Source organism: Herbidospora solisilvae (genome assembly GCF_009901565.1).
GTDB lineage: Bacteria > Actinomycetota > Actinomycetes > Streptosporangiales > Streptosporangiaceae > Herbidospora > Herbidospora solisilvae.
On the sequence record NZ_WXEW01000001.1, the window covers coordinates 495,362 to 517,276 of the forward strand.

At 72.3% G+C, this 21,915-nt stretch carries 20 protein-coding genes; 12 read left to right on the forward strand and 8 right to left on the reverse strand.

Annotated elements, in window-relative coordinates; all coding sequences use genetic code 11:
* Nucleotides 1-38: 38 nt before the first annotated feature.
* The 3 genes from GT755_RS02285 (at nucleotide 39) to GT755_RS39135 (ending at nucleotide 3,439) form a co-directional block, all read left to right on the forward strand.
* Nucleotides 39-2,120 (forward strand): hypothetical protein, encoded by a 2,082-nt coding sequence (locus tag GT755_RS02285; RefSeq protein ID WP_161478008.1) that lies wholly within the window; start codon nucleotides 39-41, stop codon nucleotides 2,118-2,120.
* A gap of 194 nt (nucleotides 2,121-2,314) precedes the next feature.
* Nucleotides 2,315-3,049 carry an ABC transporter permease gene (locus GT755_RS02290; protein ID WP_328794131.1) on the forward strand — a complete coding sequence of 245 codons (735 nt, stop codon included), beginning with the start codon at nucleotides 2,315-2,317 and terminating at the stop codon, nucleotides 3,047-3,049.
* A 126-nt stretch (nucleotides 3,050-3,175) separates the two neighbouring features.
* On the forward strand, nucleotides 3,176-3,439 hold the full coding sequence (locus tag GT755_RS39135; RefSeq protein ID WP_235965781.1) for a hypothetical protein: 264 nt from the start codon (nucleotides 3,176-3,178) through the stop codon (nucleotides 3,437-3,439).
* Between the two features lie 207 nt (nucleotides 3,440-3,646).
* Here the strand turns inward: GT755_RS39135 and GT755_RS02300 are convergent, their stop codons facing one another.
* The 3 genes from GT755_RS02300 to GT755_RS02310 all read right to left on the reverse strand — a co-directional run bounded on the left by GT755_RS02300 (nucleotide 3,647) and on the right by GT755_RS02310 (nucleotide 7,242).
* The gene (locus GT755_RS02300; RefSeq protein ID WP_161478009.1) at nucleotides 3,647-4,609 is read right to left on the reverse strand and encodes an adenylate/guanylate cyclase domain-containing protein; all 963 of its coding nucleotides are present in this window, start codon (nucleotides 4,607-4,609) and stop codon (nucleotides 3,647-3,649) included.
* Nucleotides 4,610-4,715: 106 nt separating this feature from the next.
* Nucleotides 4,716-4,919, reverse strand: a complete 204-nt coding sequence (locus GT755_RS02305) for an SAM-dependent methyltransferase (RefSeq protein ID WP_161478010.1) — start codon at nucleotides 4,917-4,919, stop codon at nucleotides 4,716-4,718.
* Nucleotides 4,920-5,073: 154 nt separating this feature from the next.
* A complete protein-coding gene (locus GT755_RS02310; protein ID WP_161478011.1) occupies nucleotides 5,074-7,242 on the reverse strand; it encodes a terpene synthase family protein in 2,169 nt (722 codons plus the stop codon).
* 132 nt (nucleotides 7,243-7,374) lie between these two features.
* Between GT755_RS02310 and GT755_RS02315 the strand changes: the two genes are divergently transcribed.
* The gene (locus tag GT755_RS02315) at nucleotides 7,375-8,034 is read left to right on the forward strand and encodes a response regulator (RefSeq protein WP_161478012.1); all 660 of its coding nucleotides are present in this window, start codon (nucleotides 7,375-7,377) and stop codon (nucleotides 8,032-8,034) included.
* Nucleotides 8,031-9,095, forward strand: coding sequence for a sensor histidine kinase (locus GT755_RS02320; protein ID WP_161478013.1), 1,065 nt, complete (start codon nucleotides 8,031-8,033; stop codon nucleotides 9,093-9,095). Before GT755_RS02315 ends, GT755_RS02320 begins: the two co-directional genes overlap by 4 nt.
* On the opposite strand, the gene GT755_RS02325 is transcribed toward GT755_RS02320, so the two are convergent.
* From GT755_RS02325 to GT755_RS02335, 3 genes are all read right to left on the reverse strand, one after another.
* Complete coding sequence (locus tag GT755_RS02325; protein ID WP_161478014.1) at nucleotides 9,062-9,706, reverse strand: hypothetical protein; 645 nt, start codon at nucleotides 9,704-9,706, stop codon at nucleotides 9,062-9,064. The two genes, GT755_RS02320 and GT755_RS02325, sit on opposite strands and share 34 nt — an antisense overlap.
* 136 nt (nucleotides 9,707-9,842) lie before the next feature.
* Nucleotides 9,843-12,485, reverse strand: a complete 2,643-nt coding sequence (locus GT755_RS02330) for a DUF6493 family protein (protein ID WP_161478015.1) — start codon at nucleotides 12,483-12,485, stop codon at nucleotides 9,843-9,845.
* Entirely contained in the window at nucleotides 12,482-13,822 is a 1,341-nt protein-coding gene (locus GT755_RS02335) for an SWIM zinc finger family protein (protein ID WP_161478016.1), read from the reverse strand. The genes GT755_RS02330 and GT755_RS02335 overlap by 4 nt, the downstream gene beginning before the upstream one ends.
* A 56-nt stretch (nucleotides 13,823-13,878) precedes the next feature.
* Between GT755_RS02335 and GT755_RS02340 the strand changes: the two genes are divergently transcribed.
* Genes GT755_RS02340 through GT755_RS02355 form a run of 4 tightly spaced genes read left to right on the forward strand, consistent with a single transcriptional unit; the run spans nucleotide 13,879 to nucleotide 17,172 of the window.
* The gene (locus tag GT755_RS02340; protein ID WP_161478017.1) at nucleotides 13,879-14,994 is read left to right on the forward strand and encodes a serine hydrolase domain-containing protein; all 1,116 of its coding nucleotides are present in this window, start codon (nucleotides 13,879-13,881) and stop codon (nucleotides 14,992-14,994) included.
* Nucleotides 14,995-15,049: 55 nt separating this feature from the next.
* On the forward strand, nucleotides 15,050-15,877 hold the full coding sequence (locus tag GT755_RS02345) for a metallophosphoesterase family protein (RefSeq protein ID WP_161478018.1): 828 nt from the start codon (nucleotides 15,050-15,052) through the stop codon (nucleotides 15,875-15,877).
* 4 nt (nucleotides 15,878-15,881) lie between these two features.
* Nucleotides 15,882-16,517 carry an HAD family hydrolase gene (locus GT755_RS02350; RefSeq protein WP_161478019.1) on the forward strand — a complete coding sequence of 212 codons (636 nt, stop codon included), beginning with the start codon at nucleotides 15,882-15,884 and terminating at the stop codon, nucleotides 16,515-16,517.
* 1 nt (nucleotide 16,518) lies between these two features.
* The gene (locus tag GT755_RS02355; protein ID WP_161478020.1) at nucleotides 16,519-17,172 is read left to right on the forward strand and encodes a hypothetical protein; all 654 of its coding nucleotides are present in this window, start codon (nucleotides 16,519-16,521) and stop codon (nucleotides 17,170-17,172) included.
* 3 nt (nucleotides 17,173-17,175) lie between these two features.
* Here the strand turns inward: GT755_RS02355 and GT755_RS02360 are convergent, their stop codons facing one another.
* Entirely contained in the window at nucleotides 17,176-17,325 is a 150-nt protein-coding gene (locus GT755_RS02360; RefSeq protein WP_161478021.1) for a hypothetical protein, read from the reverse strand.
* A 41-nt stretch (nucleotides 17,326-17,366) separates the two neighbouring features.
* Here GT755_RS02360 and GT755_RS02365 point away from each other — a divergent pair, with 41 nt between their 5' ends.
* On the forward strand, nucleotides 17,367-17,690 hold the full coding sequence (locus GT755_RS02365) for a winged helix-turn-helix transcriptional regulator (RefSeq protein WP_161478022.1): 324 nt from the start codon (nucleotides 17,367-17,369) through the stop codon (nucleotides 17,688-17,690).
* Nucleotides 17,691-17,701: 11 nt separating this feature from the next.
* The gene (locus tag GT755_RS02370; protein WP_161478023.1) at nucleotides 17,702-19,411 is read left to right on the forward strand and encodes an alpha-amylase family glycosyl hydrolase; all 1,710 of its coding nucleotides are present in this window, start codon (nucleotides 17,702-17,704) and stop codon (nucleotides 19,409-19,411) included.
* A gap of 147 nt (nucleotides 19,412-19,558) precedes the next feature.
* Here the strand turns inward: GT755_RS02370 and GT755_RS02375 are convergent, their stop codons facing one another.
* On the reverse strand, nucleotides 19,559-20,230 hold the full coding sequence (locus GT755_RS02375) for a GntR family transcriptional regulator (protein ID WP_328794133.1): 672 nt from the start codon (nucleotides 20,228-20,230) through the stop codon (nucleotides 19,559-19,561).
* A gap of 91 nt (nucleotides 20,231-20,321) precedes the next feature.
* On the opposite strand from GT755_RS02375, the gene GT755_RS02380 reads away from it, so the two are divergent.
* Nucleotides 20,322-21,581: an MFS transporter gene (locus GT755_RS02380; RefSeq protein ID WP_161478025.1), complete on the forward strand. Its 1,260-nt coding sequence runs from the start codon at nucleotides 20,322-20,324 to the stop codon at nucleotides 21,579-21,581.
* Nucleotides 21,582-21,915 lie beyond the last annotated feature (334 nt).

Genomic DNA, 21,915 nt, shown 5'->3' on the forward strand with positions numbered 1-21,915 from the left:
ATTCGCAAGCAATGAGCTCATATAGGGGGAACCAAGCGGTGCTAGCCCAGGAGCGAAGGCTTGCCGCGATCGCCGCGGCGTCCGCCGCCGCCTTCCGGCACAGCGACTACCACCAGGTGCGTGCCGAGGACGTCGCCGAGCGGGTCCGGCTGCCCCGGGGCGGCGAGAAGGACACCGGCCGGTCCGCCGTATGGCTCTACAACGAGGTCCGCAGCCGCCGCGTCCTGGTCGCGCTCGCCGCCAAACACGCCTTCGACGAGTTCACCAGCGGCGAGAACACCCCCGAGCCGGTCACCTCGATGCTCGGCGCGGCCGAGTCGGTGGCCGCCGCGCTGCGCCGCATCGCCCGCTTCCACCAGGTCGAACGTTTCCTGCTCGCCCAGGTCAGGCTGGGCATCGGCGACATCTCCACCTCCGAGAAGCGCCCCTCGGCGGCGCAGACCCCGCCCGTCTGGCTCACCGGCACCTACGGCTCGGCCGCCGCCGCGGGCTGGGAGGGGCGCGTGACGGCGTACGCCGAATATCTCGCCCCCCGCCTCGACCAGGCCGCCCGCGCGGTCGCCGTGCCGCCGGAGAACTGGGCGAAGACCAGCGCCGAGCGCCTGTCCGAGCTGGCCTTCCGCGCCATGTCCGACGACGCCGACGCCCCCGCCGACCGCCAGGCCGAGGGACTGGCGGCCTACTGGCTGGCCCGCGACCTGATCCCGCTGACCGGCGAGTGGGCCGACCGCCTCCACGCCGCCGAGCGCACCGCCGAACTGGTCGAGAAGATCGGCCCCAACGGCCGTTCGCGCGCGAACGCGCTGGTCGTGGTCTTCCAGGTGCTCCTCGACAGCAGCCCCCTGCTGGCCCGCGCCGCCGAGGTCGGCGCCGAGCTGATCCCCCTGCTGGCGGGCTCCCCCGCCGACGCCGTGACCCTGTGCGACGTGACGTCGCGGCGCGGCCTGGCCCTGCTGCGGCTGGGCGACACCGCCGCCGCGCGGGGCTGCTTCGAGGAGTCGCGGCGCATCGCCGAGAAGCTGCCCGACTCGGCCGACCCGTCGTCGCTGATCGCCCGCGCCGAGCACAACCTGGCCGAACTCCTCGTCGACGAAGGCCACGCCGAGCAGGGCCGGGCGATCCTCGCCGACGTGGCCGGACGCCGCAGCGCCGGGGTGCCGACGACCGGCGCCGGCCCGGCCTGGCGCCGCCACACCCTGACCCGGCAGGCCCTGGCCCGCGCCACCACGAGGGCGGGCCGGGTCGTCGAGGGCGTGCGGCTCGCCGAGGCCACCCTGACCGACCGCGAAGACCGCCTCGGCCAGGACAACGTGAACACCGCCTCGGCCCGGGTCACCCTGGCCGAGGCCCTGCTGGCCGCCGCCCACCCCGCCCAGGCCCGCCACCACCTGAGCGAGGCCATGCGCCTGCGCTCCCTCTACCTCCCCGGCGAGGGCTACTGGCCCCAGTACGACCTGGTCCGCCTCGCCGAGATCGAATTGCACGCCGGCTTCCCCGCCCAGGCCGTCCGCCTCCTCGACGACGCGACCGTGACCACGACGTGGTTCGCCGACCGCGTCTCCCCCCGGCTGCACGAGGAGGCCGTGCTGATCCGCTCGCTGGGCCTGACCGCCTCCGGCGAGGCCCTGACGGCCCTGTCCGACCTGGCCGAACTCCCCCAGACCAGGGCGGTGCTCCGCGCCCAGGCGACGGCCCGCCTGACCGTCGGCGACCCCGCCTCGGCCGCCCGCGTCCTCGACGCCCTGGACCCCGGCGAGCCCGCTCCCGAGCAGGCCGAGACCCTGCTGATCCGCGCCCGCGCCGCCGCCGCCCTGGGCCGCGAGCAGGCCGCCGAAGAGGCCTGCCAGGCGATCCTGGCGCTGGCCGGCGACCAGATCGACGCCACCCACCCAACAGTGCTTGGCGCCCGCCTGGGCCTCGCCCTGCAACGTGTCCGCTCCGACCGGGCCGCGGAGGTCGGCGACCTGCTCGCTCCGCTGCTCGACCGCCGGGCCCTCGCGCACGGCAAACCGGCGCTGGGTGACGGGCATCCGCTGCTGGCAGAGGCCATGGCCCTGGCGGCACGGGCGGGCGCGCCGCCGGCGCGTGCGCCGGAGGACCAGCTGTGGGAGAACTTCTAGTTGAGTCAGCTCTCTATGAGTTGTTGAGCTGAGTAAAGTTCGCGTTGACGGCGTCGATCGGATCATGCACCTCGGCCCTCGAATTCAGCCGGACCGTGAACCTGGCGTCGGAGCACGGTTCGGTGGCGGCTGAACCGTTCTCAGGGGAGTGGTCGGGTTCAACCCTGGTTATAGCAGGCGGAATACTGCGGGGCGTGGAATCCACGTCCCTGATCTCGCCGACCCCCGCGCTCCCGATCGTGCTGGTTCTGATGGTCGCGGGTGGTGCCGTCGTGGCGGCGGCGGGAGGGCTCGGGCTGGGGTGGGCGGTGGTGCGGGCCTGCGTGCGGGCCGTGGTGCAGCTCGGGGTGGTGTCGCTGGTCATCGCCTGGGTGGTCGCGAACGGGTTCGCCGTCGCCGGGTTCATCCTGCTCATGTACGTCTTCGCCGTCCACACCGCCGCCCGCAGGATCGGCACCCATTGGGCGGCGGTCCCGATCGCCGCGGGCAGTGCCCCGGTCCTCGTGCTCCTCACCGCCACCGGCGTCGTCTCGCTGGACGGGATCGTGGTCATCCCGGTCGCCGGCATCGTCTTCGGCGGCTGCCTGATCGCCACCAGCCTGGCCGGGCGGCGGGCCGCCGACGAGCTGACCACCCGCCACGGCGAGGTGGAGGCGGCCATGGCCCTCGGGTTCACGCCCCAGGAGGCCCGGCTGGAGATCTGCCGGCCCGCCGCCGCCCAGGCCCTGGTGCCCGCGCTCGACCAGACCCGGACGGTCGGGCTGGTCACCCTCCCGGGCGCGTTCGTCGGCATGCTGCTCGGCGGGGCGGGGCCGATCGAGGCGGGGATCGTGCAGCTGGTCGTCCTGGTGGCGCTGCTGTCGGCGGAGGCCCTCGCCGTCGTGCTGACCGTCGAACTGGCCGCCCGAGGGCGGCTGATCAGGCCGTAAATTTCTGCCCCATATCGTGATATGTCCCGAATTCGGGATCTTCGGAGCGGGCACGCCCAACCCGGAACCGAAGGGGGTACGCAAGTGATCAAGAAGCTGCACCGTATGGGTCTCAGGTCCAGTCACATGTACACCGCCGCCGCGGCGTCGGTGGGCCTGTCCTTCTGCACCTGGATGATCTCCAGGCAGGTGGAGCACGCCGGCCTCGACCGGGCCGACCGCTGGGGGATCTTCATCGGCCAGTGGGCGCCGACGCTCATGGCCATGGGCGTGGCGCTCCGCGTCGAGGAGACCCACATGACCGACGACGAAATGCGGAAGATGGACTCCGACATGGAGATGGGCTCCCGCACCTCGGGCAGCTCCCGGGTCCACGCGCCCGCCAGGTAGGAGACCACTGGGGCCGCCCCGGCACGCATCCGACCGGGGCGGCTCCAGACCGCGACGTCCACCGCCCACCGTTTCCGACCATTCGGCACTGACGCCGTTCCGCGTCCGCCGCCCACCCTTTCCGACCATTCGGGCGCCGACGCCGTTCCGCGTCCCGAGGGGCCACGAACCGTCGCCCGTACCCATCGATGTTCCAGCCGACGGAAGTCAGGCCCGCGACACCAGATAGGGCACCAGTTCGCCGACGCCCCGGACCACCTGCAGGCTTTCCGCCCGCAGCCCGAAGCGGGGATGGTCCTCCAGTTCCCCCGCGATCGCCGGATCGGCCAGCACGCCTCCCGCCGGAGCCAGTGAGGTCAGCCGCGACGCCAGGTTCACCGTCGTCCCGAAGACGTCGCCCATGCGGCCGATCACCGGGCCGATCGCCAGGCCCACCCGCAGCTGGGGCATGCCCTTGACGCGGGCGTGCGCGCCGACCAGGGACAGGGCGATGTCGGCGGCGTGGGCGGCGGTGTCGCTCACCCACAACACCGAGTCGCCCAGGGTCTTGATCATGCGGCCGCCCGAGGAGGCCACGATGTCGGCCGAGCGGCTCTCGAAACGTTCGACCAGGCGGGCCAGTTCGGTCTCGGAGATCTGGCGGCTCAGCCGGGTGAAGCCCACCAGGTCGGCGAAGCCGACGGCCAGGCGGGTCGAGGCGGTCTCCTGGTCGACGATGCGGCCGGCGGAGGCGGCGAGGTGGCGGCGCCAGGCGTACACGAGCAGGCGTTCCAGGTCGGGGACGACGCGGTCGGCGCGGCGCTGCCACGCGTGGCTGCGCCGGGACAGCGGGACCCCGGCCAGGTCGAGGGTCTCGGCGCCGAGTTCGGCCTGGGACTCCGCGAGGCGGGCGGACGCCCGGCCGAGCGAGCGCGCCATCAGCATGATGTGCTCGTCGTCGTAGGTGCCGTCGGCGAGCAGGCCCATGAGGGTCTTCAGGGCCTCGACGTCGGCGTCGGTGAACTCGATCGCGTCGTCGGCGACGTTGGCGAAGCCGAGCGCACGCCAGAAGCGGCGCGCCCGGTGGAAGGGCACGCCCGCCAGTTCCGCGACCTGGTGACTGGTATAGCGACGATGCTGGCGGAGGAAGGCCTCCGTCAGCCCGTCGACTCGCGGGTCGTCAATCGTCATGCGGAAACCGTTCTGCGACCCATTCCGGAGAACGCACGATACCCGCGCTTTCGGTGGGGGAAAAGTCTTGCCACCAGCCACTTTATCCGGCAATTTGCCCAAATGCTCAGTGTTCGCGGGCCACGCCCCCGTACTGGTAGACCTCCCGGTCCCGGTAGTCGGTCAGCGTGTCGGGCCGCCACTGGGGCAGCGACACCACGCCGGGATCGAGCAGTTCGAGGTCGTCGAAGAAGCGGGCCAGGTGCTCGGGCGAGCGCAGCACCAGCGGGGCGCCGCCGCGGGCGTGCCAGACGTCGACCGCCCGCTGCATCCGGGTGCCGATGTCGAGGTGTCGAGGCGCTGCCGCGGTGTGCCGGCCATCTCCCTCCCTCCTCTCCGGCCAACATAGCCGCGGGGTCCTCCCGGCACGGCGAAGCGGAGCCCGTGATCTGGTCACGAACCCCGCTTACGGCGGGGAATCGGGGCTAACGGCGCGGCAGGGGCCGTACCGCCGACGTGCCGAGGCCCGAGGGGAGCAGCACCAGCCGGGGCGGCGGCGCGAACGACTCCGCACGCAGCCGGAGCAGTTCGGGCTCGGTGTAGCGCACGCAGCGGCGGTGCCACTCCATGATCCCGGCCATCCAGTCCTTGAGCAGGGCGGCGTGGCGCTCCAGCACCCGGCTCACCTCGGGGTCGCCGATCATGGCGAGCATGGCCGGGAGGCCGTTGGCCAGGATGTGCTCGAACTGGCGCATGCGCTCGTTCATCAGGTCGGCCACGATGGCGCGGGCGGTGACCCGGTCGACGTCGAGGAAGTTCTCGACGACGAGGACCATGTTGTGCAGCTCCCCCTCGAACTCGATCTCCTTCTGGTAGGAGAACAGGTCGTTGGTGAAGCAGGCGTAGTCCTGCGCCGCGGTCTCCAGTTCCCGCATGACCCGCGACTGGTAGACCGCGTCGTCGACCACCTCGGCCGCCGCCAGCCGGGCCAGGCTCGCCGTCAGGTCGGAGCCGAAGGTCCGGCGGCGCATCTCGATGTAGTCGACGGGGTCGGGGATCCGGCCGGCGGCCTCGTTGTCGAGCTCCCACACCCAGCTGTCGATCATGTCCTCGACCGCGGTCCGGAATCCGGCCCGCGCCCGTTCGGGCAGGCTCGCGGCGGTACGCCGCCACAGGTCGGCCAGTCCCCGCTCCATCGGCGCGCCGGGCTCGGGAGCGAAGTCTTCCCGCATGATCGCCTTGAGCCGCGTGTTCAGCGCCCGGGCCCCGGAGAGGTCGCGCGTGGCGCCGAAGGCCACCGGATAGTAGTCGTCGCCGTAGGTGCCCCAGATCAGCCAGTCGGTGGTCAGGAAGACCTCCTCGGAGGCGCCGTCGGCGTTGATCATGGCGGCGCAGTGGGCCAGGTCGATGCCCGAGAAGCGGCGTTCGTCCCAGATCGCCTCGTCGAGGAAGCCCATCTCCCGCGCCCAGACGGCCGCGTGGCGGCGGGCCGCGTCGAGGTGGGGGCTCATCCGGAGGGGGTAGGGCAGGTGGAGCTCCGGCACGGGCTGCGGCCCGACCCGCTCGAACGGCACGTGGGAGTGTTGCCGGGCGCGCTTCTCCGCGCCGATCCGCAGGGTCGCCGTGCCGAGGCCGTGAGGTTGCCGCACCTTGCCGGAGACCATGCCCTCGTTCATGTAGCGGCTCGACCGCATGTGCCACTCGTGGCCGCCCGACTGCCAGTCCTGCAGGCCCTTGGCGTAGAGGGCGACGGCGGCCTGCTCGTGGGGCGGGACCGCCCGCTCGGCCAGCAGGGCCGGGAGCTCGGTCAGCGCGGTCGTCTCGAACTGCTGCAGCCGGGAGGTCAGCAGGTCGTTGACCCGCTCGGCGGCCTCCTGCGTGGTGACGCCGAGGAACTTCTCCAGCACCAGCACGGCGTTCGAGTTCTCCCCCTCCTCGGCCACCTCGCGCTGGTAGGAGAACAGGTCGTTGCGCAGGTGGACGGCGTCGGAGAAGGCGTCGGAGAGCACCCGCAGCGGCCGGGTCGCGGCCAGGTGGCCGGGCACCTCGGCCCCGGCGGCGAACTCGACCAGGTTGGCCGACCAGGGGGCGCCGCCGACGCGGCGGCGCATCTGGACGTACTCGATGGGGTTGGCGATCCGTCCCCGGTCGATGTTCTCCAGTTCCCACATCGACTCGACCATCAGGTTGTGGGTCGACACGACGAAGCGCTCGCGCCAGCCGGCCGACATGTGCGGGACGGTGCGCTCCCACAGGTCCTTCAGGCCGGCCTCGGCCGGGTTCTCGGGCTCGGGCGGGTCGTCGCCCATGAACAGCTCCAGCCGGTCGAGGTAGTGCTGCGCGCCGGCGAAGTCGCGGGAGTGCTTGAACAGCTCCAGGAAGTGGTCGTCGAAGAAGAACACCCACACGTACCAGTCGGTGACCAGGTCGAGCGCCGGGCCGTCGCAGTCGGGGTGGGTGTACGCGCACATCAGCGCGTAGTCCATGCGGTCGAGTTCCTCGGCGGTCCACACGACGCCTCCCCCGGGCCGGGGGGCGTCGAGCATGCCCATCTCCTTGGCCCACGCCATGGTGTGGGCCCGGGAACGTTCCAGATGGGGGTTGAGCCGCGCCGGATGCGGCACGTAGAACTCGGGCATGGTGAAGGCCTTCAAAGAGGCTCCTCTCCTCGGGGAGGGTACTCGCCGTGACGACATTGACACTTTCCGTGGGATCACCGCAAGACCCGAAAGATCTCACCCTTGCGGCGGACCCGCCGGGTATGTCGCGCTCTGTACGCTCCCCCGGTGACGATCAGGGTGCTCATCGCCGACGACCAGGCGATGATCCGCGTGGGGCTGCGCCTGATGGCCGAGACCGAGCCTGGAGTCGACGTGGTCGGCGAGGCCGCCGACGGCCGGGCGGCGGTCGCCCTGGCCCGCTCCCTGCGGCCCGACGTCCTGCTGCTCGACATCGCGATGCCCGTCATGTCGGGCCTGGAGGCCGCCCGGATCCTCCTGGACGAGGGCGGCGCGCCCCGGATCGTGATGCTCACGACGTTCGACACCGACGAGAACCTGCACGCCGCGCTGCGCCTGGGCGTGGGCGGCTACCTGCTGAAGTCGTCTCCCCCTGAGCAGCTCGTCGAGGCGATCAGGACCGCCGCCGCCGGAGACGGCCTGATCGACCCCGCCGTCACCCTGCGGGTGATCGCCGCCTTCGCCGCCGCGAGCCGCCTGGCTCCCCCGCCCGAGTTGTCCACGTTGACGGCCCGCGAGCGGGAGGTGCTCACCGGCCTGGCCCGGGGCCGTTCCAACCGCGAGATCGCCGCCTCGCTCTTCGTCGGGGAGGCGACGGTGCGCAGCCACGTCGCCCAGGTGCTGCGCAAGCTTGGTCTGCGTGACCGCGTCCAGGCGGTGGTGTTCGCGTACGAGACCGGGCTGGTCAGGCCGGGTGAGGGCCGATGAGCCGGGTGGCGGCCGTCCTCGTGGCCGTCGCCGGGCTGGCCGAGGTCCTCGGGCGTCCCGAGGCGGTCGGCGACCCGGTCCCGCTCGCGCTGGGGGCGCTGGCCGCCGGGGCGCTGGTGTGGTTCCGCACCCGCTTCCCCGCCGCGCTGCTGGTGGCGCTGGTCGCGGTGGGCGCGGTGTCGGCGGGCGGCGCGTACTACCCGTTCTGGCACCTGTACGCCACGCTCGTGCTCGTCCACACCATCGGGTGGGCCTACGAGCTGCGCTCGCGCGCGGGCCTGCTGGGCCTGGCGGCCGTGGTGGCGGCGTGGGCGCACCTGCAGACGCGGCTCTGGACCGATCCGCCCGAGGTGCTGATCTCGGCGATCTTCTACGTGGCGGCGTACACGACCGGAGTGGCCCTGCGCCGTCAGATCGACCGCACCCGGATCATGGCCGAGCGGGCCGTCCGCCTGGAGCTGGAGCGCGAATACGCGGTGCGGCAGGAACGCGCCCGCATCGCGCGGGAGCTGCACGACGTCGTGGCCCACAACGTGAGCCTGATGACGTTGCACACCGGCGGCGTGCGCCGGCTGCTCGGCCCCGCCTTCCCCCGTGAGGTGGAGCTGCTGCACGGCGTCGAACGGGCCGGGCGGGAGGCGATCGAGGAGCTGCGGCTGATGCTCGGCATGCTCCGCGAGCCCGGCGAGCCGTCCCCGCCCGGAACCCTGGAGGACCTGGTCGCGGCCGCGGGCCCCGGCGTCGGCCTGACGACGGTGGGCGAGCCCCGGCCGCTGCCGCCGGGGGCCGGTCTGTCGGTCTACCGGATCGTCCAGGAGGCGCTGACCAACGTCCGCAAACACGCCCGCGCCACCCGGGCCGAGGTGACCCTGACCTACGCCCCCGGCTCCGTCACCGTGACGATCACCGACGACGGGACCGGCGGCGGCGCGGACGACGCCGCCGGGACCGGGCACGGCCTGATCGGGATGCGCGAACGCGTCGCGATGCACGGCGGCATCCTGACGGCGGGCCCCACGGCCACGGGCTACCGGGTGACGGCCGTGCTCCCCACCGGCTGAGCCCATTCCCCGTCGCTCATCCTGAGCATCCGCAGGCCGACGACCCCCGCTCCGGCCAGGTAGAGCGCCCCGGCCACGATCGTCCCGACCGGATAGATCGGCCCGGCGAGCGCCCCCGCCAGCATCGCCGGCCCCGCCCACCAGGGCGCCTGCTTCGTGTACGCCAGCACCAGCGCCAGCAGCAGGACGCCCAGCAGCCCGAGGAAACCGGGGTTGCGAAAGCCCCAGGCGAGCCCGGGGTCGGCGCCGATCAGGTCGCCCAGGGCCGACCCGGCGTGGGGCTCCATGACCCGCTCCAGCCGGGAGTAGACGAAGTCGCTCGTCATCAGCGCCGAGAAGTTGATCACGCCCAGCACGGCGACGGACCCGGTGACGTGGGCGGCGACCGGCGCGCGCTTGGCGGCCAGATGCGTCATGCCGAGCAGGCCCGGCACGAGCAGCACCCACGACCAGTGCAGCAACGTGGCGCTGACGGAGACCTGGCCCGGGTTGGCGCCGTAGTGCCCGATCCCGCCACCGGCGCGGAGGGCGGGATCGACGACGAGCCCGGCGATGTAGAGGACGGGGGCGGCCAGGAGACTGCTCCCGGCGACGACCCGGAAGAACCTCACGGGATCACGAAACATGACAACCTTCCGACAAGCCGCGAATGACGTGCGGGAAGGCTAGGGACCGGACACGGGCCGGGGCGTCCCCCGGGACGCGGAAGGCGGGTCCCCCGAGACGCTGAGCCGGCCCGCGCGGCGGCTACTCCGCGAGCTGTTTCACCAGCGTTCTGGCCTCCATGGTCACCCGGCTGGACCCCTTCCTGGCCGCCAGTTCGGCCAGCCCCGGCACCTTGCCCTTCGCCCCGCACACCCGGGCCGCCTTCACCGCCACGCCCAGCAGCTCGCCCAGCCCGGAGCGGGGCTTGGCGCCCTCGTCCGGCAGCAGGCCGGGCAGCGCGACCGACAGCACCTCCCACACGGCGGCGTGGGCGCCCGCGTCGGCCGACTGACCGAGGACCTCGGTGATGCGGCTGAGTTTCAGGACGTCGCCCGTCACCAGGCGGCGGATCGCGTCGCCGACGCCCTCGGCCGGGAAGTCGGGACGGCCCGCCAGGGCCAGGAAGGCCTCACCGGCCGCCGAGCGCTGGACCGCCCGCTGGTGGCCCATCGCGCCGACGACGGCCGCCGCGACCACGGGACCGACCGGGCCGGGGGCCACGGCCAGCGGGATGACGGCCTCGCCGGCGGGGTCGCTCTGGTCGGCCCAGACGCAGATCCAGCGGAGCAGGTAGGCGGCCGTGGCCTCGGGGTGGTTCGGAAGGGTGCCGGCCCAGATGTCGCGGGACCGGACCCAGTAGTCGAACTCGTCGTCGGGCGACAGGGTGACCAGAGTGCTGATGTGGTCGGGGAGGCGCCGGCCCGGGTCCATCGTGACGACCGGCTGCCGCTGGATCCAGCCGTGGCGCTCGGTGACCTTGACGGTCCACTCGACGACGGGGTCGGGCAGGCCGCCCTCGCGGATCCACTCGGCCACCATGCGCCCCCCGTGACCGCCGATCTTCTCGGCGCGGTCGGCCACCGAGGCGTCGACGTCGCGGGGCAGGCGGAGCAGGGCCTGGGTGAGGTCGGCCGGGAGGGGCTCGCGGTCGCCGAGGGCTTCGAGCCGGGTCAGCAGGGTCTCGGGGTCGACCAAGTGACCGGGCAGCGTCGGGGTGGCGAGCAGGCAGGGGCGGGTCTCCCCCTCGGCGGCCATGCGGACGAGTTCGAGGGCCCGCTGCCGGAACAGGCGGGCGTGAGGGGTCGTCCTGCCGCGGTCGGGGTCGCGCGGCGGCAGCGCCAGGTGTTTGAGCCGATCGAGGAACGACGGGTTCAGCCCGAGGAGCTTGCGGGCCTTGGCGCGGAAGCCCTCGTCGGCGTGTTCGCCGATCAGCGCGGCGGCCCAGAACAACAACCAGCCCGGGTCGTCGGGGACGTAACCACTGGTCCGGAAGTACTCCCAGGCGGTGGGCTGGAAGTCGGCCTTGAAGCCGGCGACCACGGCGGCGCGGTCGTGGTGGCTCAGCTCCACCAGGGCGGCCATGACCCGCTCGAAGGTGTCCATGTCGTCGGTGTGCTGGACGTCGTGCAGCTCGATCACGAGTTCCGGCACGGTGCGGATCGGCGGCTGGAGCGGCGGCGCGCCCACCAGGGGGACGCCGGTGAACACCTCCTCCTCGGCCGTCTCGGTCACGCCGAACCTCTCGGCCAGCGGCGCGCGTTCGTCGGCGGGCAGCCGGACGGCCGCGTCGGCGACGGCCGCGCGGGCGGTCTCGGTCGACGGGCCGAGCTTGACCGCGAGGCGGATCGCGCGGGCGCGGGTCGCGGAGCTCTCGGCGGAGAGGACGTCGGCCAGCGCGAGCAGGGCGCCCTCGGCCCTGACGGGGTCGGCCGCGGTGACCTTGAACGTGTCGGAGATCCACTTGAGCGCGGCCCCGACGTGCTTCTTCTCGGCCCGCAGGGCCAGCGCGCCGACGGCCTCGCCGAACAGGCCGGCGTCGAGGCGCCCGGCCACGTCGAGGGCGCGCAGTTCCCCGACGGCGAGGTCGGCGACGTTGGCGGCCCCGGCGGGCAGGCAGCGGACCAGGTCGCGGGCGGGTGTCTCGTCGGGGCCGGGCTCGAACCGGCGGCGCAGCTCCACGAACATGCCGAGGTCGCGGGCCTCGCCGCCGATCAGGAACCGGCCGATCGTGCCGTCGAGGACCGTCGCCCGGTCGAGGCGGCCCCTCTTCACCTCGGCGTGCAGCCCGTCGACGAACGCCGTGACGGCGGCGCTCTCCCAGGTGCTCCGGAAGGGGGCGGAGGCCCCTTCGGTGTCGAACAGGCGCGGCACCATCGTCTCGGCGATCGGGTCGTTCCTCAGGTCGCCCGTGACGAAGGCGTGCCATGCCCAGCAGACGGTGAACGCGTCGCCCTCGGGTTCGACGCCGGTCTCGAGCAGCATGGTCCGGGCCAGCGCGAATCCGGGCGGCCCGCCCTCCCGGCGCCACGACCAGCTCGACCCGCGGGGCGGCCGGAGCGCGGCCGTCAGCCGCCGGGCCAGGTCGGCCCGCCATTCGAGGGGACGCCCGCGCAGCGCCCCGGCGACGGTCTTCGCGTCGGCCCACGCGTCGGCGGGCTCGCGCAGCTCACGCCGGTTGAGCCAGGTGGCGACCTGACTGGCCCCGCCGTGGCAGAGGGCGCCGGCGACCCGCAGCCCGGTGATCTCGTGGCGGTGGTCGGTCGCGAACCGCCACTCGCCGAACCTGCGCACCCGCGCGGTCAGCTCGGCCTGGAGCTCCTTGCGCCCGGCGGCGTCGAGCCACTCGATCGCGGCGGGGATGTGGGTGTGGCGGCTCTGCGCGATCAGCTGGAGGACGGTGCTCACGCCGTCACCTCGGCCAGGGACACGACCTTCTGGGCGGCCAGCACGTGTTTGCACGGCCCTCGCGACCCCCGGTAGTCGATCCACCAGGGACAGGTGCAGGTGGGCGCCGCACCGGGGGTGAGCCGGACGGTCCGTTCGTTCACCTGGGCCACGCCCGGGCCGGTGAACCGGACGGCCCCCCGCTCGACCAGGTCGAGCGCCGACTTCAGGCGCGGGTTCATGGCCAGGACGCGGCCGGCGTCGTAGGGCAGCTCGCGGTGGAAGTGGGCGGCCTCGGCGACGTCGTAGCCGACGCGGCCGCCGGTGCCCAGGCGGGTGAGGGCCGCGCCGACGCGGGCGCGGGTCAGGCCCGACTGCTCGGCGAGCAGGTCGGCGTCAAGGCGGGGCTCGAACCGCAGCAGCGCGCCCACGAGGTCGGCGTCGTCGGCCACAGTGTCGCCGTTGAGATCGTCGAGGACGGCCCCCTCTCCGGAGAACCCGCGCCGCGGCTCGGGCGACAGGGTGAGCGTGAACCGCATGCCGGGCAGCTCCAGCTCCCACGCGGACGCCATCGGCAGCCCGCCCTCGACGAGGGGACCGTAGACGCGCAGCCCGGTCGCGAACCGCAGCAGCGGCGCGAGCACGGCCAGCCGCTCGGGCCCGGCCAGGCAGACCGCGCCGGGCGCGGGGCGCGCGGTCAGCCGCAGCGACCGCCCGGCCGGCACCGCCCACAACACGCCGCGTTTGGGCAGGTCGCGTACGAACTTCACGGCCTCGGCCCGGCCCAGCGAGGCGCGCAGGTCGAATCTGGAGGCGATCACCTGGACCTCGGCGAAGCCGCGTAACCAGCGCTCGGGCAGCGGCACCTTCTTCTCCACCACCGCGCCGTCGAGCGTGGTGGCGACCACCTCGTCGTCGCCCACGGCCAGGTGGAGGGGGTCGGTGCCGCCGACACGGGCCAGCGCCCTGCGCAGCGGCACGTTGACGTCGACGTTGGTGGTGCCGACCTCGACCACGTCGCCGTCGAGCGCCTGCTGCAGCACGTCGAGCCGGGCGTAGACGCCGCCGCACGCGGAGAACGACTCGAACCGCAGCCGGTCGCCGTTGCAGGTCACCACCGGGTCGCGCATGAACGTCACGGCGCGCAGATCGAAGTAGCGGGTCTTGGCGACGTCGGCCAGGCCGATCAGGGCGGCCGCCGCGGGGGCGGCGTTGGTCAGCACGCCGCTGAAGAAATGGGGGCGGGCGACCAGGCCGGAAGGGGTGAACCCGCCGGAGGTGGACAGGCCGAGAAGGCCGGCGGCGAGGTCGAGTTCGGAGGCTCGCGAATAGGAGTACGCGATCTGCGCGTCAGACATGGCGGGGACTCTAACGGCGTCGACCGACATTCACGGAACTCGATATAGTCGAACACATGAGCGATCTCCAGCGTGACGTGCAGGCCGCGATCGACGAACTCGTCGAGAAGGGCGTCGAGCGGGGCCTCCAGGTGTCGGTCTACCTCGGCGGGGAGCCCGTGGTCGACGCCGTGGCGGGGGTGGCCGACCCGGCGACCGGGCGGGCGGTGACGCCCGAGACGCCGTTCTACAACTACTCCGTCGGCAAGGGCGCCACCTCGGCCGTGCTCCACGTGCTCGCCGAGCGGGGCCTGATCGGCTACGACACGCCGATCGCCGAGGTGTGGCCCGAGTTCGCCGCCCACGGCAAAGAGCGGGCGACGGTCCGCATGGCCCTCGACCACTCCGTGGGCGTGCCGGGCATCCCGCTCACCACGACCGCCGAAGACCTCTGCGACTGGGACGCGATGTGCGCGGCCGTCGCCGACGCCGAGCCGTGGTGGGAGCCGGGCACCGCGATCGGCTACCACGCCTACAGCTTCGGCTACATCGTCGGCGAGATCGTCCGGCGGGTGACCGGGAGGAAGATCTCCGAGGTCCTGCGCGACGAGGTCGCCGGTCCGCTCGGCGTGGCCGACGAGCTCTACTTCGGCATGCCCGCCGACCAGCACCACCGGCTGGCCGTGCTCGAAGACGCCCCCTCGCCCGAGCCGCCCCCGGGGCTGCCGGCGGAGCTGCCCGACCTGCCGATGTTCAGGGCGGCCCCCATGGCGCTGATGCCGACCGCCGCGTTCGGCAACCGGCCCGACATCCTGGCGGCCGACATCCCGGCCGGGGGCAAGATGTCGGCCCGTGCGATGGCCCGGCTCTACTCGGCGCTGATGACCGAGGTCGACGGCGTGCGGCTGATCTCCCCCGAACGCCTCCGCGCGATCTCGGCGATCTCCTTCGAGGGCGTCGACGCCGTCTTCGGCAACCCGGTGCGGTGGGGCCTCGGCTACGGCATCGGCCACCCGGGCGCCTTCGACGACCCCGGCCCGACGACGTTCGGCGTCCCGGGCGCGGGGGGCGGCAGCGCCTACGCCGACACGAAGACCGGCATGGCCTTCGCCCTCACGAAGAACGTGCTCAGCACCGACTTCACCACCGCCACCACCATCAGCGACCTGGTCCGGCGGCGACTCACCGGGTGACGGCGAGCGGCTCGCAGGTGGATTTTGGGGGTCGAGGTCGGAGAGACTGCCCGTTATGACATTTCTTCTGGCGATCAGCGATGTGCACGTCGGTTACCCCGAGAACCGGGAGATCGTCGAGCGCATCCGCCCCCGGTCGGAGACCGACTGGCTGCTGCTGCCCGGAGACGTGTCCGAGAAGGTCGCCGACTTCGAGTGGGTGCTCGGCACCCTCGCGAGCCGCTTCGCCAGGGTCGTCTGGGCGCCCGGCAACCACGACCTGTGGACCCACCCGAGCGAGACGCTCCAGCTCCGCGGCGTCGAACGCTACGACCACCTGGTGAAGGTGGCCCGCGACCTGGGCGTCGTCACCCCCGAAGACCCCTACCCGACCTGGGAGGGCCCCGACGGCCCGGTCACGGTGGCGCCCCTGATGGTCCTCTACGACTACAGCTACCGCGTGCCCGGCGTCACGACCAAAGAGGCGGCGCTGAAGCTGGCCTACGACAAGGGCGTCGTCTGCACCGACGAGATGGTCCTCCACCCCGACCCCTACGACGGCATCGACGAGTGGTGCGCCGCCCGGGCCGAGGAGACCGAGCGCCGCCTGGCCGAGCGCCCCGGCCGCCTGCCGACGGTCCTGGTCAACCACTATCCGCTGGTCCGCGACCCCACGTTCGTGCTGCGCCACCCCGAGTTCGCGATCTGGTGCGGCACCGACCGCACCGCCGACTGGCACATCCGGTTCGGCGCGGTCGCCATGGTCTACGGCCACCTGCACATCCCCCGCACGACCTGGCACGACGGGGTGCGGTTCGAGGAGGTGTCGCTCGGCTACCCGCGGGAGTGGCGTCCGAGGAGCACGACACCGGGCGAGCTGCGGCAGATCCTGCCCGTGATCTGACGGCATGATCGACACCGTGCTGATCGACACCGTGTTGTTCGACGTCGGGGGGGTGCTGACGGTCGACCCCTGGCAGGCCTTGTGGCTGACCGGCGGCGACGGCCTCGCCGACCGGCTCGGGCTCGACCACGAACGGGTCGACGCGATCGGCGAGCGGCTGTGGCCCGACTACTCCCTGCGGGTGCGCGACGAGGCCGACTACTGGCGCGACTTCGGGCGGGCCCTCGGCCGCGAGATCCCGGCCGAGGCCGTCGCGGCGGCGGAACACTCGACCCTGCGGAGCGACCCGGCGGCGGGGCGGGCCGTGGGGCTGCTCGCCGGCCACGGCGTCACGGTCGGATTCATCAGCGACAACACGTCGTTCTGGTTTCCCAAACAAATGCGCCTCATCGGCGAAGTCGCGGAAATCCGGTCGGACCACGTGTTCCTGTCCTATCTTCTCGGTGTGTCCAAACAGACCCCCGGAACCGGCCTCTTCGAGATCGCCGCCCGAACGCTCGACCCGTCGCGCACCCTCGTCGTCGACGACCGGGCGCACAATATCGGCCGCGCCGCGAGCGCGGGTTTCCGGACGCGGTTCCACGCCCTCGGCGGCGATATCGGGCTGCTCGACGCCGTCAGGGAGAGCGTGGGAATGTAGCGTGCGATTCTTACGCCGCGCACCCTCGCCGCCGCCCGTCGAAATCCAGGAACTGGGCGATCAGACGCAGGCCTTCCAGGCCATGCTGGTCGAGTACAACTGGCTCCGCCAGGAGAGCCTGAACGCCATCAGCAACCGGGTGACCATCGCCAACTTCATGTTCGGCGCCATGGCGATCATCCTGGCCGCCCTGATCGGCCAGCCCACGCCGAGCACCGGAACCGCCCTGGTCAGCCTGATCGGCGTTCCCCAAATCGCCAAGGTCGGGCTGATGATCTGGCTCGGCGAGTACAACCGCTCGCAGCGTGCCGGAAAATGGCTGGCCGAACTCGAGGTGCGCATCAACACCGCCGTCGGGCGCAAGAACGTGTTGTCGTGGGAAAGCACGCTGCTGAGCAATTCCCTGCACATGTCCTATCCCTATTCCTCGGTGCTGCTGCTGTTGCTCGGCGCCGGCTGGGCCGGGATATTCGTCGGCGTGATGCAATTGCGGGTCACCGCCGGCCTGCCCGCCGGCCAGGTGCCGTGGCTCATCGGCGGGGTGCTGGTGGTGGCGGTCGTCATGGAGGCCTGGTTCCTCGTCTTCTTCCGCCGGAAATGGCTGCAGATAAAACGGAACTACTCCAAGTCCGGCCCGTCGATGTGGACGGTCTGAGCCTCAGAATCCCGCCGTCTCGCGCACCAGCACCACCACGCTCCGGCCCGGCATGAACTCGTTCTCGATGATGAGGATCCGGCTGATGAACGACTCCTGCCCGACGAGCTCCCGCAGCCGCCGCCCCTCCAGCACCAGGCTGTGCTCGCGCATGGGGGGAACCACGTGACGAGCGGTTGTGCCGGGCGCGGCAGATGCTCGACCGGGTCTCCGGCAAGTGGACGCTCAACGTCATCCACGTCATCGGCACGGAGACCAAGCGCTTCACCGTCATCAAGCGGGAGATTCCGGGCCTCAGCCAGCGCATGCTGACCGTCACGCTGCGCAACCTCGAACGCGACGGCCTGGTCACCCGGACGGTCCATCCGATCGCCCCGCCGCGGGTCGATTACGAATTGACACCGCTGGGTCACACTTTGCGTTCGGCGGTTTGCGGTCTGTTGGACTGGTCCATGACAAACGTGGACGCGATCGACCGGGCCCGCGAGGCCTACGACGCCCGGCAGGCCGACATGTAGGGGAGGAACCCATGCATCCGAGCCCGGTTACGTGGCGTGACCAATTCCTGTACTTCCTGCTCCCCGACCGGTTCAGCGACGGCCGCGAGGAGACCCGCCCGAAGTACGACCGCACCGACGCCCACCGGGCCCCCGACCCGATCGCGTGGGCCGACTCGGGATCACGTTTCCAGGGCGGCACGATCAAGGGGATCACCGGAAAACTCGGCTACCTGCGCGACCTCGGCGTCACCACCCTGTGGCTCGGCCCGGTCTGGAAGCAGCGCCCCGACCTGGAGACCTACCACGGCTACGGCATCCAGGACTTCCTGGACGTCGACCCCAGGTTCGGCAGCCCCGACGACCTGCGCGCCCTCGTCGCCGCGGCCCACGACCGGGGCATGTACGTGCTCCTCGACGTCGTCTACAACCACACCGGCGACAACTGGTTCTACGACGACGGCGGCTCCCCCGTCTCCCAGCTCCCCTACCGGTCCGCCCCGCCCTACCCGATGCACGGCTGGCGCTCGGCCGAGGGCGCCAGCGTCCGGCACATCGCGGGCCGGGGCGACGGCGTCTGGCCGGAGCCGTTCCAGAACCCCGAGTGGTACACGCGGGCCGGGGGCATCGGCCGCTGGGACCCCGAACCGTGGGAGAACCCGCTCCACCCCGACGTCGAGTTCCGCCGGGGCGACTTCCAGACGCTGAAAGACCTGGCCCTCGGCCGCGACGAGGTCCTGTCGGCGGTGGTCGACGTCTACCGGCACTGGATCGCGTTCACCGACTGCGACGGGTTCCGGATCGACACGGTGAAACACGTGCCGTGGGAGGTGTCGCGCAACTTCTGCGGGGCGATCCGCGAGTACGCCGAGTCGGTCGGCAAGGAGAACTTCCTGCTGCTCGGCGAGGTGACCGGCGGGGCGGCGATGGCCCGCGACTACCTCGACGTCTTCGGCCGCAACATCGACGCCGTGCTCGACATCGGGCAGCCGGCGGCGCTGATCGCCGGGCTGGTCAAGGGGTTCGCCGACCCGCGGGCGTTCTTCGCGCAGTACCGGGGCCACGACGTCCTCGGCGGCCACCGCGAGACCGGCCGCTACCACGTCACGATGTTCGACGACCACGACATGGTCGGGCGTGAGCGCCGCCGTTTCTCGGCGGGGAACAGCGGGCCCCACTCCGACACCCAGGTGGCCCACGCGGTCGGCGTGCAGCTCACCACGCTGGGCATCCCGTGCGTTTACTACGGCACCGAGCAGGGCTTCGACGGCGCGTCCCCGGCCGGGGGCGACGACCGCTACATCCGCGAGACGATGTTCGGCGGCACGTTCGGGGCCTTCGGCACCCAGGGGTGTCACTTCTTCGACCCGGAGCATCCGGCGTACCGGCGGATCCGGGCCCTGGCGGCGGTCCGCAACCGGGCCGACGGCGTGGGGCTGGCGCTGCGGCGTGGCCGCATGTACCTGCGGGAGATCTCGACGGGCGGCCCGTTCCGGCTCCCGGCGACCGGCGAACTGACCGTGTGGTCGCGCATCCTGCACGACCGGGAGGTCCTGGTCGCCCTCAACCCGACGCTGCACCCGCTGACGGCCCTGGTCACCGTCCACCGCCCGTTCCATCCGGAAGGGTCGGTGCTGTCGGTCCTCTATGGGGAGACGGCCCCGCCCTCGGTCGTCCACCACGAGGACCGGGCACTGGTGCGGGTCAGCCTCCCACCGGCGGGCATGGCGATCCTGGGCTGAAGGCCGAGGACTCGGCCGGGCCGGAAGGCGGGCCGGCCCGCACGGCGCTCTCCCCGAGCGTGACATGCGACCGGGTCGATCGAGACGGACCGGCCCGAGCAGCCTCACCCCCGCCGAACGGCCGTCGAGGCTGAACGCCCCATCCCGTCAGCCTGGTTGCGACCCCGACGTGAACGCCCCCTGCAGTAAGGCCTCCGCGTCGTCCAGATACCTCGACAGGTACTGCTCCGCCTCGGCCAGCCGGCCCTCTTCCAGGAGCCCGGTCAGCAGGCGGTTGCGGGCGACGAACGGCGCGTGGAACGCGCCCGGGTTCTCCATCACGTGGAAGACCAGCCGCAGCTCGGCGAGCAGCTGGCCCATCAACTCGTCGAGGCGGGAGCTTCCGTGCAGGGCGACGAGGGCCTGGTGGAAACGCAGGTTCGCGGTGCCGACGTCGCGCCAGCGGTCGTCGGCGGCGGCGCGTTCGCCCTCGTCGACCGCCTCACGGCAGGCGGCCAGGTCTCCCCCGGCCGAGTTGCGCACCGCCGCGCACTCGATGACGCGCCGGACCAGGTAGAGGTCTTTCACGTCGGAGGCCGACAGCACCCGGACGAACACGCCCCGGTTGAGCTTGTGGACGAGCAGCCGCTCGTGGCCGAGCAGGCGGAAGGCCTCGCGCAGGGTGTTGCGGGAGATCTCCAGTTCGGCGCCGATGGCCTCTTCGGAGAGGCGTTCGCCGGGTGCGTAGACCGCCTGGGCGATGCGGTCGCGCAGCACGCCCGCCACGAGTTCGGCGGTGCTGGCGCGCAGGAGATGGGGCCCGGTCGTCTGTTCACGCACGGTAACCAGCAAAACATGCGAACAAACCCCTTGTCGAATTGTTCAACAATTCTTATGTTGAAAATGGCCCACCTCCCCACGAAGGAGCGTCATGGCAACCTCCCAGTCCCGCCGGGTGATCGTCGCGAGCCTGATCGGCACGTCCCTGGAGTGGTACGACTTCTTCCTCTACGGCACCGCCGCCACCCTGGTCTTCGGCAAGGTCTTCTTCCCGACGTTCGAGCCGCTCACCGGCACCCTGCTCGCCCTCACGACCTACGCGGTCGGCTTCGTCGCCCGCCCGCTCGGCGGCGTCGTCTTCGGCCACTTCGGCGACCGGGTCGGCCGCCGGGGTGTGCTCGTCGCCACGCTCCTGCTGATGGGCATCGCGACGTTTCTCATCGGCCTGCTGCCCACCTACGCCGCCGTCGGCGTGGCCGCGCCGGTCCTCCTCGTGACGCTGCGTTTCCTCCAGGGGCTCGGCCTCGGCGGCGAGTGGGGCGGCGCGGTGGTGATGACGATGGAGCACGGCGACCCCGCCCGGAAGGGCTTCAACGCGAGCTGGCCGCAGGTCGGGGTGCCGGCCGGGAACCTGCTGGCGGCCGGCGCGCTCGGGGTGCTGTCGGCGGTTCTGCCCGAGCAGGCGTTCCTCGACTGGGGGTGGCGGGTCCCGTTCCTGCTGTCGGGCGTGCTCGTGGGGGTGGGGCTCTGGATCCGGGTGCGGGTCTCCGAATCCCCCCTGTACGCCGAGATGCCCGCCAAGGCCCGCATGCCGCTGATCGACGTGATCACCACGCATCCGCGCGCCCTGCTGTCGGCCATCGCCGCCCGCATCGGCGTCGACGTCGCGTTCTACACGTTCACCCTCTACATCCTCACGTACGTCACCGGCACGCTGAACCTCGACCGGCAGACGGGCCTGAACGCGGTGCTGATCGCGTCGGCGTGCCAGCTCTTCCTGATCCCGCTGTTCGGCGCGTTGTCCGACCGGGTCGGCCGCAAGCCCGTCTACCTGGCCGGGGCGGCGAGCGCGGCGCTGTGGGCGTTCGTGTTCTTCCCGCTGCTCGACACCAAGTCGTTCGCCCTGATCGTGTTCGCGACGGTCGTGGCGCTGGCCTGCCACGCGGCCATGTACGGCCCGCAGGCCGCGTTCATCGCCGAGTTGTTCAGCACCCGCCTGCGCTACAGCGGGGCGTCGATGGGCTACCAGCTCGCGGGCGTGCTGGGCGGGGCGCTGGCGCCGATCATCGCGCTGGCGCTGCTCGACCGGTTCGGCAGCACCCTGGCCATCTCGCTCTACGTCCTGGTCGCGCTGGCGATCACCGCCGTCGGCGTGGTGGCGGCGCCCGCGAGGGCGGAGGCGCGAGTGTGACGCGCCGAGATCCGCGTCGCCACGTCACAGGACAAGGTCGAGTTCACGCGAAGGCCGCCGGCGAGGCCGGCTCGGGGACCGGAATGGAGGCGCTCGCGCGCGGCGGGGACACCGGCCTCGACGGTCCCCGTCCCGGCGTGCGGGCGTCCACCGCGTCGGTGTGGCTCCCTCTTCTGGAGCACCGCGCGAAGGGCACGGGGGGCGTCGCTGCCACGGCGCCACCCGTGCCGATCTCACCTCGCCGCCGACGATCGCGATGCCGTGCCCGATGGCCGAGGCGCTGAACTGGCCCGCGCCATCTGGTTAGTGTAGCCTTACCTAAGTTTTACTCGGG

What these genes read in the sequence shown, in the direction of transcription:
- GT755_RS39135 (WP_235965781.1), top strand. Translation starts at nt 3,176, where the DNA reads ATGTACACCGCCGCCGCGGCGTCGGTGGGCCTGTCCTTCTGCACCTGG.
- GT755_RS02300 (WP_161478009.1), bottom strand. Translation starts at nt 4,609, where the DNA reads ATGACGATTGACGACCCGCGAGTCGACGGGCTGACGGAGGCCTTCCTC.
- GT755_RS02305 (WP_161478010.1), bottom strand. Translation starts at nt 4,919, where the DNA reads ATGCAGCGGGCGGTCGACGTCTGGCACGCCCGCGGCGGCGCCCCGCTG.
- GT755_RS02320 (WP_161478013.1), top strand. Translation starts at nt 8,031, where the DNA reads ATGAGCCGGGTGGCGGCCGTCCTCGTGGCCGTCGCCGGGCTGGCCGAG.
- GT755_RS02335 (WP_161478016.1), bottom strand. Translation starts at nt 13,822, where the DNA reads ATGTCTGACGCGCAGATCGCGTACTCCTATTCGCGAGCCTCCGAACTC.
- GT755_RS02340 (WP_161478017.1), top strand. Translation starts at nt 13,879, where the DNA reads ATGAGCGATCTCCAGCGTGACGTGCAGGCCGCGATCGACGAACTCGTC.
- GT755_RS02345 (WP_161478018.1), top strand. Translation starts at nt 15,050, where the DNA reads ATGACATTTCTTCTGGCGATCAGCGATGTGCACGTCGGTTACCCCGAG.
- GT755_RS02350 (WP_161478019.1), top strand. Translation starts at nt 15,882, where the DNA reads ATGATCGACACCGTGCTGATCGACACCGTGTTGTTCGACGTCGGGGGG.
- GT755_RS02360 (WP_161478021.1), bottom strand. Translation starts at nt 17,325, where the DNA reads ATGCGCGAGCACAGCCTGGTGCTGGAGGGGCGGCGGCTGCGGGAGCTC.
- GT755_RS02365 (WP_161478022.1), top strand. Translation starts at nt 17,367, where the DNA reads ATGCTCGACCGGGTCTCCGGCAAGTGGACGCTCAACGTCATCCACGTC.
- GT755_RS02370 (WP_161478023.1), top strand. Translation starts at nt 17,702, where the DNA reads ATGCATCCGAGCCCGGTTACGTGGCGTGACCAATTCCTGTACTTCCTG.
- GT755_RS02380 (WP_161478025.1), top strand. Translation starts at nt 20,322, where the DNA reads ATGGCAACCTCCCAGTCCCGCCGGGTGATCGTCGCGAGCCTGATCGGC.